Origin of the sequence: Mesorhizobium sp. B2-5-4, assembly GCF_006441095.1 — a bacterium.
GTDB classification, from domain to species: domain Bacteria; phylum Pseudomonadota; class Alphaproteobacteria; order Rhizobiales; family Rhizobiaceae; genus Mesorhizobium; species Mesorhizobium salmacidum.
Window position 1 is genome coordinate 1 of sequence record NZ_VFUR01000054.1, and the last position, 1,189, is coordinate 1,189.

A 1,189-nucleotide genomic window follows, 5' to 3' on the forward strand; every position below is an offset into this window, starting at 1 on the left:
GAGGCCTTTGCACGGGAGCCGATATTTGGCGCACGTGATGCATGGGCGTTTTTTGAAAGGCGATCGGGCCGCCTTGGCGGGGTATTTTGCCCGGTTTCGTGGGGCCTCGGGCCACCCTTGCGGCGGATTTTGGGCAGACTCCGCCTCATGCCGGCTGGCTCCGCCGGTAGAGCACGGCGGCCGCTCGCGCCAGATTGTAGCCGCAGCCGGCAAGCAGGCATTGCGTCCGATTGGTCGCCAGGTTGAAGAAGCGCAGCCGCCGCATGCCGTAACGTTGCTTGAACACCGCAAACGGCCGCTCCACCGCCGCCCGTACCTTCGAGATCAGCCGGTTGCGCTGCTTCTGGCGCGGCGTCAGCGGATGGTGCTTGTTGGGGCGGTGCATCAGCCGGTCCTTGATGCCGGCCTGCTTAAGTCGGGCATGCCGGGCATGGGTGTAGTAGGCCTGGTCGCCATAGGCCGCCTTCTCATCCCCGCTGATCAGACCGTCGGCCGGCTCGGTGTCGGTGATCGATGCATCCGTGAAGTCCATGCGCCGGATCAGCGTGTGAGCATCGTCGACGCCGTTGTGCACCTTATAGCCGAACACGGTCTTGTTGCCCTTGCGCCCCCAACGCGCATCAGCGTCGGCCGATGGCCGCGCCGAACCCTCCTCACCCTTCTTCAGCTTCGCCGGCGGGCGCGCGGCGGCCTGCATGAAGGAGGCATCAATCAGCGTGCCGCGCTTGACGATCAGCCCTTTCTGCTCAAGCTGCCGCGTGATCTCATCGAACACCCGATCGATCAGCCCATCGCACTTAAGCTCTTCGCGGAATCGCCACAATGTCGAATGGTCCGGCGTGCGGTCCGAGAGGCTGAAGCCGGCAAAGCGGCGGAACGACAGCCGGTCGCGCAGTTGTGCCTCGAGGGCGGGATCGCTCAGATTGTTCCACACGCCCAGAAGCAGACAGCGCAGCAAAGCCTCGGCCGGATAGCTGGTGTTGCCCCGTCCCGACCCGCTGCGCCGACCAAGAAGCGCCTGGATCGGCACCCAGTCGATCACTCGCGCGATCTGGTCGAGCTCCGTCGTGTCCGACCATGCCAGCCCATCCGCAAGGCTCAGTTGACCAAGCAAACGATCGACCATCCGAATCATCCCTCTTCATTCCTTACGCACGGAATCACCAACCCGGTTCCGTGCAAAGGCCTC

Annotated in this window: 1 protein-coding gene; it reads right to left on the bottom strand. The window is 64.3% G+C overall.

The features are described 5' to 3' along the window. Nucleotides 1-145: 145 nt before the first annotated feature. Entirely contained in the window at nt 146-1,126 is a 981-nt protein-coding gene (locus FJ492_RS28615) for an IS5 family transposase (RefSeq protein WP_181166203.1), read from the bottom strand. Nucleotides 1,127-1,189 lie beyond the last annotated feature (63 nt).